We start from the raw sequence: 14,152 nt of genomic DNA, 5'->3' as shown, positions 1-14,152 counted from the left end.
ACCAAACTAGGCGTGCGAGCGCGCTCGTTTTGAGGTTGATTTCGACGCCGTTGCGGCCTTGGCCTTTAGCACCGCGACCGGAAGATTGGCGAACAGCGCCGGGAGCTGAATCCTGGTTGCTCCGTCCGGGAGTGCATATCCAGCCGCGTCGATTTCACCCTCAAAAGCTTCGGGGCGCGGCCAGCTGCGGCCGCCTTGCGTGAACGGGGCGAATGATCTTGCCACCGCAACGATGGCCGCCTCGCGGCCATGGCGCCGCGCGAAGGCAATGACATGATCGCGGTGCGGGCCGCTGACCGCGAGCGGCACGTAGTCGCCGCTGGTGAATACATCGGGCATCTCGTTGCGGAGCCGGAGCAGATGCCGCGTCCATGCGAATTTGAGACGGCCGTCGCGCCAGTCTTGCGCCAGCGCGTCCCAATCCGGCGTCTCCAGTGTGGCGAGCATTCCTGCCCGTTCGGTAAAGTCGACCGGACGGCGGTTGTCCGGATCGACCAGCGAAAGATCCCAGCCTTCGGTGCCCTGGTAGAAATCCGGCACGCCCGGCATGGTTGCCTTCAGCGTGATCTGGCTGAGCGAATTCAGCGCGCCGATCAGCGCGGTGCGCCGCGCCAGCGTCCCCAGCGCATCGAGGAATTCGGGCGAGGTCTTGCGCTCGAGGATTCGTTCGACAAAGGCTTTCACGCCGGCCTCGTAAGGCTGGTGCGGATTGAGCCAGCTGGTTTCCTGCTTGCCCTCGCGCGCCGCCTTCAGCGCGTAGGCCTGGATGCGCGCGACGAGCGAGGCATCGTCGGGATCCCAGGCGCCGAGCAGGGCCTGATACAGCATGTATTCGAACGTCGCCGATGGCGCGCGCATCTTGCCGTCGAGCACGAGATGCGGCGCATTCAGCACCTTCCAGCGCGCCACCGCGCTGGTCCATTCGCCGGGGATTTCTGCAAGCGCCATGATGCGGGCGCGGGCGTCCTCGCCGCGCTTGGTGTCGTGGGTCGCGGTCGCCGTCATGCCGTGCGGCCATTCGCGGGCGCGGGCCTGCATCATGGCGTGGAAGGTCTCGGGTGCGATCGCGCCCGCCGCCGGATCGCCGCCGACCTCGTTGAGCGCCAGCAGCCGGTGATAGCGATAGAAGGCGGTATCCTCCAGCGACTTCGCCATCATCGGCCCGGTGAATTGCTGCACCTTCAGCGCGAAGCGCCGGACCCGCGGCGCGCCATGCGGCGGCCGGCCGGGCTGCAAAAGGTCCATGGTCAAGGCGTCGCGCAGGAAATCGAAGATGCCTTCGTCGGCGGCGAACCAGTCGGCGCGGGCGCGCGCGATGGTCTCGCGGATCAGTGCGCGGTCATGCGCGGCTGGTCCCGAAGCGGTGAGATAGGTGCGATAGACCGGAAAGTGCAGCACATAGAGCTCGAGCGCCTGCCGCAGACTGTCGCCGGAGAAGTCGCGGGTCGAGTAGTGTCCGCTGGCAACGCGCGCGAGCAGCCGCGCCAGCACGGTGAATTCGCTGGTGAGCAGCGTCTCCAGCACGCGCTGCTTGGCCTCGCGCAACACCGGCGTCAGGTTCGGCGACTGGTTGCTGATCTGTCGCCAGATCTCGTTGAGCGGATCGAGGCCGCGACCGTCGACCAGTGCCTGGCTGATCGTGTTCATCCATTCATAGCCGGTGGTGCCGTGAACGCCGCTGAATCTCGGCAGCTTCTCGTCCTCGCCGAGGATCTTCTCGATCACCATGTAGAACGGTCTGGCTTTCGCGCCCTGCGCGGAGCGGATCAGGCGGCGCAGCCGCTGGAAGTACTGCGCGGGATCGCGCAGGCCGTCGATATGGTCGAGCCGCAAGCCCTGCAGCCGGTCCTCGGCGATCAGCCGCTTGACGAGGCTATGGCTTGCCTCGAAGGTGGCGGCGTCCTCGACCCTGAGGCCGGCCAGCGTGTTGACGTCGAAGAAGCGGCGATAGTTGATGTCGCTGGACGCCAGCCGCCAGTGGCCGAGCTTGTAGTGCTGGCGTTCCAGCAGATGATGCAGCGCCAGTGTCTGGGTCGGGCGGTCCTCACCGGCGCGATAGGCATCGAGGCCGCGTGCGATGATGTCGGCGCCGCCCTCGATCGCCTTGATCGCCGCCTTCAGCGCCGGCGCCTCGAGGCGGTTGGGATGACGCAGCCCCCGATATCGCACGGCGAGCTCGAGCATCGCGCGTCCGGCGGCGCTCTGTTCGGCAGCGGCCTCGCGGACGACGGTGCGCAGCACCTCGCCATAGCGCTCCGGCGCGATCGGCAGGCGGTGCTCGAAATACCAGGCCGAGAAGCTGCCCTCGTTCGCGTCATAGCGCAGCTCGATGTCGCCGCGCTCCAGCGCCTGGCCATAGGACGAGCCGAGGATCGGCAGCAGCACGCCGCCGCGCGCACGATAGGGCAACTGGTCCCAGTCGATGTCGAAGGAGACCGCGTGCGGCGACGCCGGTCCCCATTCCAGCACATCGAGCCACCACGGATTGTCGGCGAAGTGAACGCCGACATGGTTCGGCACGAAATCCAGGATCAGGCCGAGATCGTGGCGCTTCAATGCGTCGCTCAGCCGCGCAAAGCCCTCCTCGCCGCCGAGCTCCGGGTTGAATTTGGTGTGGTCGACGACGTCATAGCCGTGGGTCGAGCCCTTGCGCGCCTTCATGAGGGGCGACGCATAGACATGGCTGATGCCGAGCGTCTTCAGATACGGCGCCACGCCGGCGGCGGCATCGAAGTCGAAATCGGCAGTGAGTTGCAGACGGTAGGTTGCGATCGGGATCGCCGGAGGCATTGTGCTATCCGATGTGCCAGCGCACCGCCCAGCCGGGGAGGTCGCTCGACAACGCGCCGCCCCAGATCGCAGTTCCCTTCGGTTCCGGAGCGTCGACGATGTTGCGATCGGACAAATTGGCTGTCAGCCGCAGCGTGCCGCCGTCGCCCATCTGCCAATGCGCCGTCAACAGGTCGCCCGCCACGGTGGCGTCGCCGAAGCGGCACCCTCTGAGCCGGGGCATGATCTCCTGCCGGCGCACGGCGAGCAGGTCGCGCACCAGCGCAAGCCGTGCGCGCGCCGGATCATGGCCGAGGGCCGCCCAGTCGAGCACGGCCGATCGCACCGTCGCCTCGGCAAGCGGGTCGGGAATGTCGTCGCCATATTTGGCATAGGCCCAGGCGAATTCCCTGCGCCGGCCGGCGCGGACGGCGTTGGCGAGATCGCCCTTGAAATCGCAGAAGAACGGGAAGGGCGTCGTCGCGCCCCATTCCTCACCCATGAACAGCATCGGCGTGGTCGGCGCGATCAGCGTCACCGCCAGCGCCGCCGCGACCGCCTCCGGCCTGGCTATGCTGACGAGACGATCGCCGAGCGGCCGGTTGCCGATCTGGTCGTGGTTCTGCAGGAAGTTGATGAAGCAGGTCGGCGACAGCATACCGCTCGGCTCGCCGCGGGCCTTGCCGCCCCAGAACTCCGAGACTTCGCCCTGGTAGATATAGCCGGACGACAGTGCGCGTGCGAGGTCCTGCTTCGGCGCCCGGTAGTCGCCATAGTAGCCCTGCGTCTCGCCGGTCAGCAGCACGTGCCAGGCGTGATGATAGTCGTCGTTCCACTGGCCGCGGAATTTGCCGTGCGGCGGATCCTCGGCGGCATCGAGCAGGCTTGCTATGTTGTCGCCGTTCTCGAGCACGAGGTTGATGTAGCGGCCGGTCTCGGTGGCGAGCTTGCCGGCGGCCTTGCTGAAGTCATGGATAACGGCGATCTCGCCGGCTTCGACGATGGTGTTGACCGCATCGAACCGCAGCCCGTCGAAGCGATAGTCGCGCAGCCAGCTCATCACGCTGCCGATCGCAAACGCGCGCACCTCGGGCACGCGATAATCGATCGCGCTGCCCCATGGCGTGTGCGCGTTACTGAAAAAGGACGGCGCATAGCGGCCGAGATAATTCCCTTCGGGGCCGAAATGGTTATAGACCACGTCGAGCATCACCATCAGCCCGCGCAGATGCGCTTCGTCGATCAGGGTCTTGAGGTCGTCGGGCCGGCCATAGGCGCTGTCGGGTGCGTACCACAGCACCCCGTCATAGCCCCAGTTGCGCTTCCCGGCGAAATCCGCCAGCGGCATCAGCTCGAGCGCGGTGATGCCGGTCGCCACCAGATGATCGAGCTTGTCGATCATGGCGCGATAGGTGCCCTCTCGGGTGAAGGTGCCGACATGGGCCTCGAGGACGACGGTCTCGTGCCAGGGACGTCCGCGCCAGTCCGTCGCGTGCCATTTGAAGGCCGCGTGGTCGATCACTTCGCTCGGGCCGAACACGTCGTCCGGCTGGAACGCGGAGGCGGGATCCGGCACATCGACCTCGTCATCGACGCGGAATTTGTAACGCGTGCCGGCGCGCGCGCCTGGGATCTCGGCGACGTACCAGCCGGCGGCGTCGCGCGTGAGCGCATGCGCATCGCGGCTTCGCGCATGCGGCTGGTCGATCAGGAGGTCGACGCGCTTGGCCGCCGGCGCCCACAGCCGGAAGCGCGTGCCGTCAGGTGTCAGCTCGGCGCCGAAATGTTGTCTATTCATGTGGAGCCTGCAAATGCCAGCACCGAGCGCGGGGGTGCCTTGGTATCGGCGCCGGATGCGAATTGCTCAGCCGTTTGCTCGGCCCTGGTTGTGTTCAGGACCTGCTGCCAGCTCCTGTATTCCGCCATCCTCGGCATCCTGAACACGATCTCCTGCGGTGCGGCATTGAGCACGATAAAGATCGGCGCCTGTCCTGGTTCCATCGGCCCCAGCACATAGGCGAGGAATCGGCTCTCCGGGAATTTCCAGTCGGATTCCTTCATCTCTTCCGCCGCGGGCGTCAGCCAGAGCACGCCGTAGCTGCCGTCGGTGCGGCGGCCGTCGAGCCAGCTCTGGCAGCGGATCTGGCCGAAGCGACGCCGCAGCGCGGTCAGGTGGCCGATGAAATCGATGGCGTCGTCGTCCGTGCCGAGGTTCTCCCAGCCGATCCAGCCGGTCTCGTTGTCCTGGCAATAGGCGTTGTTGTTGCCGTCTTGCGTGTTCGCGACCTCGTCGCCGGCGAGGATCAGCGGCGTGCCTTGCGCCAGCAGCAGGCAGGCCAGTGCATTCTTCCTGAGCTGGCGGCGCAGCGCGATGATGGCAGGATCGTCGGTCGGGCCTTCATGGCCGCAATTGTTGCTGTGATTGTCGTTGGAGCCGTCGCGATTGTCCTCGCCGTTGGCCTCGTTGTGCTTCTCGTTGTAGCTGAAGAGATCGGCGAGCGTAAAACCGTCATGTACCGTGATGTGGTTGACGCTGGCGCGGGTCGCGCGATTGTCGTGGTGAAACAGATCCGAGGACGCGGTCATGCGGCCCGAGATATCGCCGATCAGGCTGCCTTCGCCGCTCCAGTAGCGCCGCATCGCGCTGCGATAGCGGTCATTCCATTCCGACCATTGCGATGGAAACGCACCGACCTGGTAGCCGCCGAGACCGAGGTCCCAGGGCTCGGCGACCATCTTGGCGGTTGCCAGCACCGGGTCCTGGCGGATCGCGGTGAGGAAGGGGTGGTTGCGATCGAACCCGTTCGGCCCGCGCGCCAGGGTCGTGGCGAGATCGAAGCGGAAGCCGTCGATATGGCAGACCTCGACCCAGTAGCGCAGCGAATCCATCACCATCTGCAGCACGCGCGGATGGGTGAGGTTGACCGAGCTGCCGCAGCCGGTGAAGTCGTCGTAGAAGCGCGGGTTCTCGCGATTCAGCCAGTAATAGGAGGCGTTGTCGATGCCGCGGAAGCACAGCGTCGGGCCCATATGGTTGCCCTCGGCGGTGTGGTTGTAGACGACGTCGAGTAGCACCTCGATGCCGGCATCGTGCAGCCGCGCCACCGTGGTGCGGAAGGAGTCGAGCGCATTGTCCTGGGCGTAGCGCGCCTCCGGCGCGAAGAAGGCGATGGTGTTGTAGCCCCAGTAGTTCGCCAGCTTCTTCTCGACCAGGATACGGTCGTCGATCAGGCCGTGGATCGGCAACAGCTCGATGGTGGTGACGCCGAGCCGCTTGAGGTGGTCGATCATCGCCGGCGACGACAGGCCGCCATAGGTGCCGCGCAGGTTCGGAGACACGTCCTCGCGCTTCTGCGTCAGGCCCTTGACGTGGGCCTCGTAGATGATGGTGTCTTCCCAGGGAATGTGCGGCCGGATCTCGCGGCGGCCCCAGTTGAAGCTCTCGTCGACCACCACCGCCTTCGGCATGCCGCGGGCATTGTCGCGCCGGTCGAAGGAGAGGTCCTCGCGCGCGCTGCCGGTGCGATAGGCGAAATGCGCATCGCTCCACACCAGCCGGCCGGCGAGCCGCTTGGCATAGGGATCGAGCAGCAGCTTGTTGGCGTTGAAGCGGTGGCCGCGCTCCGGTGCGTATGGTCCGTAGACGCGATAGCCGTAGAGCTGGCCGGGCGAGACGTCGTTGAGATAGCAGTGCCAGACGTCCTCGGTGCGCTCCGGCATCTCGATCCGCTCGAGCTCGCGGCGGCCCTGGCCGTCGAACAGGCACAGCTCGACCTTCTCCGCATTCGCCGAGAACAGCGCAAAATTGGTGCCTCTGCCGTCCCAGCTTGCACCGAGCCGTGCGGACGTACCCCCGGTCAGTCGCATCAATCAGCTTTCCGGTACGAGGAAGATCGCAGCCAGCGGCGGAATGGTCAGGCTCAGTTCAGGCGTGGGGCCCTCCGATGCGCGCACCTCGCCGACATTGCCGACATTGGTGCCGCCGTAATGCGCGGAGTCCGAGTTGAACACCTCGTGCCACTTGCCCGCGAACGGCACCCGGACGCGATAGTTGCGGTAGACGTTGGGCGAGAAGTTCGCGACCACAAGGCAGCGTGCGCGCTCAGCATTGCCCTTGCGGATCCAGCCGAACACATTGTTGTTGGCATCGTCGGTGATGACCCACTCGAAGCCGGCCTGGTCGCAGTCGAGCTCGTGCAGCGCCGGCAGCGCGCGATAAAGCCGGTTGAGGTCGCGGACAAGGTTCTGGATGCCGCTGTGCCTCGGCTGTTGCAGCAGATGCCAATCGATCGAATAGTCGTGATTCCACTCGCGCTCCTGGCCGAATTCGCAGCCCATGAACATCAGCTTCTTGCCGGGGTGGCCGAACATGAAGCTGTAATAGGCGCGCAGATTGGCAAAGCGTTGCCAGTCGTCGCCGGGCATGCGGCCGAGGATCGAACGCTTGCCGTGCACGACCTCGTCGTGGGACAGCGGCAGGATGAAATTTTCCGAGAAGGCGTAGTGCAGGCCGAACAGGATGTCGCCGTGATGGAATTTACGGTGGATCGGATCCTTGCCGATATATTTCAGCGTGTCGTGCATCCAGCCCATGTTCCACTTGTAGCCGAAGCCGAGCCCGCCATATTCGACCGGGCGCGACACCTGCGGCCACGCAGTGGATTCCTCCGCCGCCGTCGTTGCCTGCGGGAAGTGGGCGAATAGCTCGGTGTTGAAGCGGCGCAGGAAATCGATCGCCTCGATGTTTTCCCTCCCGCCATATTTGTTCGGAATCCAGCCGCCGGCGGGACGGCTGTAGTCGAGATAGAGCATGGAGGCGACGGCATCGACGCGCAGGCCGTCGATGCCGTAGCGATCGAGCCAGAACAGCGCGTTCGACACCAGGAAGTTGGTGACCTCGGTGCGCCCGTAATTATAGATCAGCGTGCCCCAATCGAGGTGGCGGCCCTGCAGCGGATTGGCGTGCTCGTAGAGCGCGGTGCCGTCGAAACTGCCGAGCCCGTGCGGATCGTCGGGGAAATGCCCGGGCACCCAGTCGAGCAGCACGGCGAGCCCTGCGCCGTGGCAGGCGTCGATCAGCGCGGCGAAATCGTCCGGCGAGCCGAAGCGGCTGGTCGGCGCGAACATGCCGGTCGGCTGGTAGCCCCAGGAGCCGTCGAACGGATGCTCTGATATCGGCAGGAATTCGACATGGGTGAAGCCCATGTCGCTGGCATAGGCCGGCAGCTGCTCCGCCATCTCGCGATAGGTCAGCCACTCGTTGCGGCCCTTGCGCCGCCACGATCCGAGATGGACCTCGTAGATCGACATCGGCGAGTTCAGCGCGTTGACCCGATCCGGCGCCGGGCGCGGATGCGGGATCCTGCGCTCGTCGATCACGATCGAGGCGGTCTTCGGGCGCACCTCGGCGGCGAACGCCAGGGGATCGGACTTCAGCGGCAGATGCTGGCCGTTGCGCCCGATGATCTCGAATTTGTAGTGGTCGCCGACCCGCGCGCGCGGGATGAACAGTTCCCAGTAGCCCGGGCCGCGCACGCGCATCGGATGGCGCCGTCCGTCCCAGAAATTGAAGTCGCCGACCACGCTGACCCGCCGCGCATTCGGCGCCAGCACCACGAAGCCGATGCCGTCGACGCCGTCGAGCGTCATCGGATGCGCACCGAGCGTATCGTAGACGCGCTGATGCGTGCCTTCGCCGAGCAGGTAGAGATCGAAATCGCTCAGGATCGGCGGAAAGCGGTAGGCATCCTCCAGCTCGACGACGTTGTCGCCGAAGCGGGCGCGGAGCTGGTAGCGCGTCGAGCCGTTCGGCAGGGGACCCGCGAACAGGCCGGCGTCATGGATCCGCGCCAGCGGCGCCGTCTCGCCATGCTCGCCGATCGCCTCGACATTGCTGGCATCGGGCAGGAAGGCGCGCACGACGTTGCGGTCCCCCTCGGGGTGAAGCCCGAGATAGTGGAAGGGGTCGGAGTGGCGGCCCTCGATGATGGCATAGGCCTCGGCGGGCAGTTTGCTCATGCAACCTCATGCGGCTGTTGCGCCAGGATCCTCAGCAGGCCGGTGAGCGGCACCCGCAGCCAATCCGGCCGGTTGGCCAGCTCATACTCGATCTCATAGAAGGCTTTCTCAAGCAGGAAAAAATTGAGCAGGCGGTCGGCCGTCTTGGTGTCGGCGGGCCACAGGCGCTGGCCGGCCATCGTCTCGCGATAGGCCGCCAGCAGGGTATCCGCGGCCTGGTCGCGCCATTCGGCCAAGGCGAGGCTCAGCCGGCCGCTCTCGTCGGGGGAGACCTTGAGCGTCCGTTCCAGCGCGGCCGTTGCCGCATAGTCGATAGAACGGATCAGCCCGGCGACGTCGCGTGCCGGCGGTGCCTTGCGCCGCCGCTCGGCGATGGTGCGGCCCGGTCCGCCGTCGAAATCGATGATGAAGACGTCGTCCTTGACCACCAGCAACTGACCGAGATGCAGGTCGCCGTGATGGCGGATGTTGAAGCCGTCGGTCTCGCGCGGCAGCAGTGCCTTGAGCCGTTCCGGCAGCGTGTCGTGCTGGGCCTGCAACTGATCGGCCAGCAGCCGGTCGGCCTCCTTCAGGGAGCCGCGCCGCTGCTTTAGCGTATCGAACACGCGCTCGGCCCGCGCCATGATCTCGTCGGCCCAGCGCTGCAGGTCGTCGGGCTTGGTCGGCTCGGGCGCGAAGTCCGGCAGGTCGCGGTTGCTGGCGAGCGCGATATGCAGCTCGGCGAGCCGCTTTCCGCTATGCGACATGTGGCGCAGATAGGTCGCCTGGTCGCCGTTCTCCACGGGGTGCTCGCTCACCGTGAGCAGGCGCTGCCGTTCGACCAGGCGGTCGAGGTGTGCGCCTGCGATGGTCCAGAGTTCGCCCTGGTTGACGACCATCGCATGCAGCACGGCGATGGCGCTGCGCTTGTCGCCCTCGATCAGTTCGGCGGTGCCGAGCAAGGCAGGAGTGTTCGGAAAATTGACCACTTCGGTGAGGAAGCGGCCCATCTCGATCTCCGGATTGATGCCGACCTCGAGCTTGCGGTAGATCTTGGTCACATATTCGTTGTCGACCAGCGCGGTCGAATGCGGCTGATCGTTCTCGAACACCCGGATGCGCTCGGGCTGCCGTACCGGCCGGTCGGAGAAGCGGCTGGTCGGCCGGAATTCGAGCTTGAGGCCTTGCTCGCCTTCGTCGACCGTGAGGTTTTCCCGCAAGTTTCGCAGGAACAGGCCGGTGAAGATCTGGTCGGTGGCGACATCGAGCAAGGTGCCCTCGCGCGCGCCCTGGCGCACGGCGGCGAACGCGCGCGGATTGTAGCGCTCGCGGTCGAAGCGCACCCACTCGATCTGCATCGGCAGCACGTAGCGGCTGGTGGTGCCGCGCTGCGTGGTCTCGAAGAAGGCAAGCCACGGCCGGTTGTCGCCGATGTCGCAGAATGGGATCGCGGAGACCAGCATCGGCTGGATCGCGCTGGCCGAGCGCTCCGGATACCAGCGCGTGCGGGCGAGATGACCGGGCAGCACGTCGTGCTCGAACACGCCGCGGGTGCGCGCCAACGACATCCAGGTCGAATTCATCGGCACCACCAGCGTCTCGAATTCCGGCACCGCGCGCGGCGTCACCGGCTCGGACTTGTCGCGCTCCTGCAGCTGGAACCAGTAGAAACCGTAGGGCGCCAGCGTGATCATGTAGGGCAGCTCGCCGATCGCCGGGAAGCGCGTGCGCCCGAGCATCTCGAGCGGAATGCGGTCCTTGAAGGCGGAGAGGTCGAGCTCGGTGGCCTGCGCCGACCGCGACAGATTGGCGACGCACAGGATTGCCTCACCCTGGTACTGGCGCACATAGGCCAGCACCGAGCGGTTCTCCGGGCGGATGAAGGTCATGGTGCCGCGCCCGAAGGCAAGCGTCGATTTGCGCACCGCGATCAGCCGCTTGGTCGCCGAAAGCAGCGACGACAGGCTGCGCGACTGCGCCTCGACATTGACGGATTCGTAGCCGTAGACCGGGTCCATGATCATCGGCGCGTAGAGCCGCGCCGGATCGGCGCGCGAGAAGCCGCCGTTGCGGTCCGGCGACCACTGCATCGGCGTCCGCACGCCGTTGCGGTCGCCGAGATAGATGTTGTCGCCCATGCCGATCTCGTCGCCGTAATAGATGATCGGCGTGCCCGGGAACGACAACAGCAGCGAGTTCATCAGCTCGATCTTGCGCCGGTCGTTGTCCATCAGCGGCGCAAGGCGGCGGCGGATGCCGACATTGATGCGGGCGCGCGGGTCGTCGGCGTAGGTCGACCACAGATAGTCGCGCTCGACGTCGGTGACCATTTCCAGCGTCAGTTCGTCGTGATTGCGCAGGAACAGCGCCCACTGCGCAGCGGCGGGAATGTCGGGCGTCTGCCGCAGGATGTCGGTGATCGGAAAGCGGTCTTCCTGGGCGATCGCCATGTAGATGCGTGGCATCAGCGGGAAGTGATAGGCCATGTGGCATTCGTCGCCATGGCCGAAATATTCCTGCACGTCCTCCGGCCATTGATTGGCTTCGGCCAGCAGGATCTTGCCCTTGGCATAGGCGTCGAGCTCCTGGCGCAGCCGCTTGATGATGGCATGCGTCTCCGGCAGGTTCTCGTTGTTGGTGCCGTCGCGCTCGCACAGATAGGGAATGGCGTCGAGCCGGAAGCCGTCGACGCCGGTGTCGAGCCAGCGCTTCATCACCTGCACGATGGCCCGCACCACGCGCGGATTGTCGAAATTCAGGTCCGGCTGGTGCGAGAAGAAGCGATGCCAGTAGAACTGACCGGCTTCAGGATCCCAGGTCCAGTTCGACTTCTCCGTATCCGTGAAGATGATCCTTGTATCGAGGTATTTCTGGTCGGTGTCGCTCCAGACATACCAGCTGCGCGCGCTCGAATTCGGCGGGCTGCGGCGCGCGCGCTTGAACCACGCATGCTGGTCCGAGGTGTGGTTGACGACGAGCTCGGTGATGACGCGCAGGCCTCGCCTCTTGGCCTCCTGGATGAAGCGCTTGAAGTCCTTCATCGTCCCGAAATCGGGATTGATGTCGCCATAGTCGCCGATGTCGTAGCCGTCGTCGCGGCCGGGCGAGGGATAAAACGGCAACAGCCACAGCGCGGTGACGCCGAGCTCCTGCAGATAGCCGAGTTTCTCCGTCAGCCCCGCGAAGTCGCCGATGCCGTCATTGTTGCTGTCGGCAAATGCCTTGACATGCAGCTGGTAGATGATCGCGTCCTTGTACCACAGCTGGTCCGCAGTCTCGGTTGCGACCTTCTCCTTGATGTCGACGTTGGAGAATACGTTCATGACGGCTCCTTCAGGCGATACAGCGTAGCAGCAACGCGGGATCGCGCGCAGGATCGATACGTAGGCGGATGCCTCCCCATTCGAGCGCGTGGCGCTCGCCGGTGACAAGGTCTTCCACTGCCGAGACGGGGCGGCGGGCATCGCCACGGCCGACCATGACGTCGCCGAGCGGCAGCCAGACCTCACGCAGCTCGGCTGACAATGCAATCGCGGCCGCGATCACATTGCTCTGATCGACCGCCTCCTTGATGAAACCGATCACGCCGCCGTCATCGACACTGATAAAGCGCAAATTGGCGAATTGTTGCAGGGCCGGACACCCGCGCCTGATCCGGTTGAGAGCCGCGACATAGGGCTTGATGTTCCCCGGCTGCTCCCAGTTGCGAACCCTGATCTCGTACTTCTCGGAGTTGAGATATTCCTCGCGGCCGGGGACCGGCGTGTGCTCGAGCAATTCGAAGCCGCTGTAGATGCCATAGCTGCTTGAAAGCGTCGCGGCCAGCGCGAGACGCGACTTGAACATCCAGGATTCGCCGCTTTGCAGGTGGAAGGGCAGGATGTCCGGTGTGTTGACGAAGAAATTCGGCCGAAAGAAGTCACGCTCGGGATAGGAGGTCAACTCGCCGAGATATTGTTCGAGCTCAAAGCGCTGCGTCCGCCAGGTGAAATAGCTGTAGGATTGCGTGAAGCCGAGCTTGGCGAGGCCCTTCATCAGTTTCGGGCGCGCGAAGGCTTCCGCAAGGAACAGCACGTCCGCGTCGCGGTCCCGCACCTCGCGGATCAGCCATTCCCAGAACGCCAGCGGCTTGGTGTGCGGATTGTCGACCCGGAAGATCCTGACGCCCTGCTCGACCCAGAACAGCACGACGTCGCGCAGCGCGCGCCACAAGGCGCCGGCGTCTTCGGACCCGAAATCCGGATTGACGACATCATCCCAGCGCTGCGGTGGATGCTCGGCCGTGCGCATCGATCCGTCCGGGCGCCGCTTGAACCACTCTGGATGCCCGTTCAGCCAGGGATGATCGGGGGAGCACTGCACGGCGAAATCGAGCGCGACCTCGAGGCCATGCGCCTGGCATGCCGCCACAAAGGCGCGGAAATCGTCGAGCGTGCCGAGTTCCGGATGCACGGCGTCGTGGCCGCCCTCGGCTGCGCCGATCGCGTAAGGGCTGCCGGGATCGCCCGCCTGTGCGATCGCGGCATTGCTGTGGCCCTTGCGGTGCTGCCGGCCGATCGGGTGGATCGGCGCGAGCAGGACGACGTCAAAGCCCATCGCGGCGATGTCGGGAAGCCGCGCGATGCAGTCGTTGAAGGTTGCATGCATGCCCGGTGTCTTGCCCTGGCTGCGCGGAAACATCTGGTACCATGCGCCGCTGCGCGCCCGCGGGCGGTCCGCGGTGAGGGGGTAGAGTTGCGATCGCATCAGATCGCGGCGAAACTGGCTGCCGGCCATCGCCTCCCGCAATTCGGGCGCGAGCAGCGCACCTGGTTCGCCGGTCTGCAGAAAGATTTCGCACTGCCTGATGATGACGGCCGCCGCCGCCGGGCTGCCGGCCTGCGCCTGGGTCAGCATGCCCGCGCCTTCGAGCGCGTCCAGCGTGTGGTCGCCACCATCGCGCGCCTTCTGCTCGAAGCGATGCCGCCAGCTGGCGAATTCATCGGTCCAGGCCTCGATCGCGAAGGCGTAGCGGCCGGGCCTGTCGGGCACGAAGGCGCCGCCCCAGCGGTCGTCGCTGTGCGGCGTCATCGGCGCGACCTGCCATTCGCCGTCGCCCTCGCGCCGCCACACCAATGCCGCCGATATCACGTCATGTCCGGCACGGTAGATGTCGGCCCACACCTCGACAGGTTCGCCTACAATGCGCTTGACCGGAAAGCGGCCGCCATCAACCGACGGATAGACATCGGTGATATGAAAAGTGCCATGGGCACTCTCGACAGGCCGGAGGGTTTTGTTCACGGTGATGCCGCCATTAAAAATGCAAATGACGTCCCGGCGCCGGGAAGGAGGCGCGCCAGACCCATATAGAAAGCCGCTCGCCGGGCAATGGTTCCCGGCGGGA

At 65.6% G+C, this 14,152-nt stretch carries 6 protein-coding genes; all 6 read right to left on the bottom strand.

Translation table 11 applies throughout. The features are described 5' to 3' along the window. Positions 1-6: 6 nt before the first annotated feature. From treY to ACVWYP_RS35695, 6 genes are read right to left on the bottom strand one after another with little or no spacing between them, the layout of a single operon-like run. Positions 7-2,790 carry a malto-oligosyltrehalose synthase gene (gene treY, locus ACVWYP_RS35720; RefSeq protein WP_304496548.1) on the bottom strand — a complete coding sequence of 928 codons (2,784 nt, stop codon included), beginning with the start codon at positions 2,788-2,790 and terminating at the stop codon, positions 7-9. Between the two features lie 4 nt (positions 2,791-2,794). After that, on the bottom strand, positions 2,795-4,567 hold the full coding sequence (treZ, locus tag ACVWYP_RS35715; protein WP_304496547.1) for a malto-oligosyltrehalose trehalohydrolase: 1,773 nt from the start codon (positions 4,565-4,567) through the stop codon (positions 2,795-2,797). Further along, the gene (gene glgX, locus ACVWYP_RS35710; RefSeq protein ID WP_304496546.1) at positions 4,564-6,636 is read right to left on the bottom strand and encodes a glycogen debranching protein GlgX; all 2,073 of its coding nucleotides are present in this window, start codon (positions 6,634-6,636) and stop codon (positions 4,564-4,566) included. Before glgX ends, treZ begins: the two co-directional genes overlap by 4 nt. A 3-nt stretch (positions 6,637-6,639) precedes the next feature. After that, complete coding sequence (glgB, locus tag ACVWYP_RS35705; protein WP_304496545.1) at positions 6,640-8,787, bottom strand: 1,4-alpha-glucan branching protein GlgB; 2,148 nt, start codon at positions 8,785-8,787, stop codon at positions 6,640-6,642. Beyond that, a complete protein-coding gene (gene treS, locus ACVWYP_RS35700) occupies positions 8,784-12,089 on the bottom strand; it encodes a maltose alpha-D-glucosyltransferase (protein ID WP_304496544.1) in 3,306 nt (1,101 codons plus the stop codon). The genes glgB and treS overlap by 4 nt, the downstream gene beginning before the upstream one ends. A gap of 10 nt (positions 12,090-12,099) precedes the next feature. Beyond that, positions 12,100-14,049, bottom strand: coding sequence for an alpha-1,4-glucan--maltose-1-phosphate maltosyltransferase (locus ACVWYP_RS35695; RefSeq protein WP_304496543.1), 1,950 nt, complete (start codon positions 14,047-14,049; stop codon positions 12,100-12,102). Positions 14,050-14,152 lie beyond the last annotated feature (103 nt).

This window comes from Bradyrhizobium sp. USDA 3262 (assembly GCF_054060035.1).
The sequence above is the reverse complement of the archived record's forward strand: the minus strand, read 5'-3'. Positions and strand labels throughout refer to the sequence as shown.